The organism is Candidatus Magnetaquicoccus inordinatus (assembly GCF_004217665.1).
GTDB classification, from domain to species: Bacteria; Pseudomonadota; Magnetococcia; order Magnetococcales; family Magnetaquicoccaceae; genus Magnetaquicoccus; species Magnetaquicoccus inordinatus.
In genome coordinates, this window is the sequence record NZ_RXIU01000389.1 from 1 (window position 1) to 1,733 (window position 1,733).

At 47.4% G+C, this 1,733-nt stretch carries 2 protein-coding genes; one reads left to right on the forward strand and one right to left on the reverse strand.

Going from position 1 to position 1,733, the window contains the following annotated elements:
- Positions 1-399 precede the first annotated feature (399 nt).
- Positions 400-843, reverse strand: a complete 444-nt coding sequence (locus EJP87_RS15910; protein ID WP_130472832.1) for a hypothetical protein — start codon at positions 841-843, stop codon at positions 400-402.
- A gap of 620 nt (positions 844-1,463) precedes the next feature.
- Between EJP87_RS15910 and EJP87_RS15920 the strand changes: the two genes are divergently transcribed.
- The coding region (locus EJP87_RS15920; protein WP_227657707.1) for an Arm DNA-binding domain-containing protein at positions 1,464-1,733 on the forward strand (270 nt) is incomplete at its 3' end.

Consider the following 1,733-nt stretch of genomic DNA (forward strand, 5'->3'; position numbering starts at 1 on the left):
CAAACTAAGCCGACGCGCTCTTTGCGTCGGCTTAAGCGCCTAATGGAAGCAAGCTGTGGGCATTGGCGCGCATTTTTTGCGCCAATGCCCACAGCATCCCCATGGGGGTAGAGCTGGCGAGCCAGCACGAACCTGAATAGTTACCAATCTTATTTCTATCGCTTGGTAAACCAGAACAGATTGAAACTGTTCCTGTTGCACCTGTAACAGTGGATGCGGAAAATCAGCAACTCAAACAAGGGTGAGCACATACACTGTAGCATATGTTCTCACCCGTTGCGCAACTGCCAAAATTTTTCGGAGCTGCCCACATCAAGGAACCGCCGCAATAAACAGGTCGCTCCCAAATGATCTGCTTTCCTGGATGTGGCACACTCCGCTTGTTGACAGACAGGGAGGCTACCCTGCATATCTGTTATTATTCTTGACACTCTTTTTGTGTTTGGCTTTCTTCTGAGCTTTGCTTTTGTGAGCAACTTTCTTTTTGCTGGCCTTGTTCATGACAGCCTGTTTTTTGGCTGATTTTTTTGCCGGTTTTTTCATGGCTGCAGTTGGCTTCTTTTTGACGCTGCTACCGCGATCATAGTTATAGGGGACAGGTTGTTGCGGAGCAGGCATTGGGGCAACGGTGTTGGCTGTATCCTTGTTTTGCATACCCGGATCAGGCTTACAAAAAAAGCATTGCGTCCCGATGGTTCCCATTGGAGTCTGTCCATCGTTGGGATGCCATTGGGTATACCCACCGTAATTCCACTGTCCGGGAGGTGCAGCCATCAACTGCTGTGACACCAGTACACCGAGCGATAGAGCACAAATGATGAGGATAAGTTTCAGATGTTTCATCTCTTATTCCGTTTGAAAATGGTTGGTTGCACATTAAACGCCGGAGTCTATCCTATTTTTGCCAAGCAAACCAGGAGATAAATTAATGAAACTGAAATTTATAGTTTACAACCCCCACACCTGGTAAACATAAACCTCATAACAAGATTTGCCCAAACAGACAGACATGCAGAAAAGAGCGTTGGCATAGAGCGGGAATGGTCACCTGCAAACCTGGAAACTCTACAAAAAAAATATGGAGCGAAGTTCAGAAAGAGAGTAGAGCAATTGAGGAAAGAGCTGTCGCTTCTGGCAACAAACTGGAAGAATGGATTGGCTTATAGGAAGAGTACAACCGACTTTATGCAACGCGCTTGTACCGTCAAAAAAAAATGCCACTGAATCAGTGGCTGACAATGGATAAAACTTGGTGAGCCGTGCAGGAATCGAACCTGCGACAAGCTGATTATGAGTCTGTTTACCCAGACTTTCTGGCCTTTCCGGCAGTAGCAAGAAACAATATAAATTCAGCACATTTGCATCTTGCAGTTTCCGCCAGTTTCCGCTATTTTTATCCCTGTTGATTGCTATTTGATTGCTGGAAATCACGCCAGCAATCACAAACGGCGGACCAGAAGGGCATGATCATGGCACAGGGCAAGATCACAAAACGGGCTGTTGACGCTATCCAGGCAGGAACGGCGGATCAATTCTTGTGGGATACGGACCTGAAGGGATTCGGGCTGAAAACGACGACAGCGGGCAAAAAGATGTACATCATCCAATATCGTCACAGCAACCGCTTGCGGCGTTACACAATAGGCGCTCATGGTGTGTTGACCCCGGAACAGGCACGAAAGGAGGCAATTGACCTGCTGGCAAAGGTAGCGAATGGAGAGGATCCGGCAGAA

Excerpts from the sequence above, each read along its gene's own strand:
- EJP87_RS15910 (WP_130472832.1), bottom strand. The coding sequence starts at position 843 with ATGAAACATCTGAAACTTATCCTCATCATTTGTGCTCTATCGCTCGGT.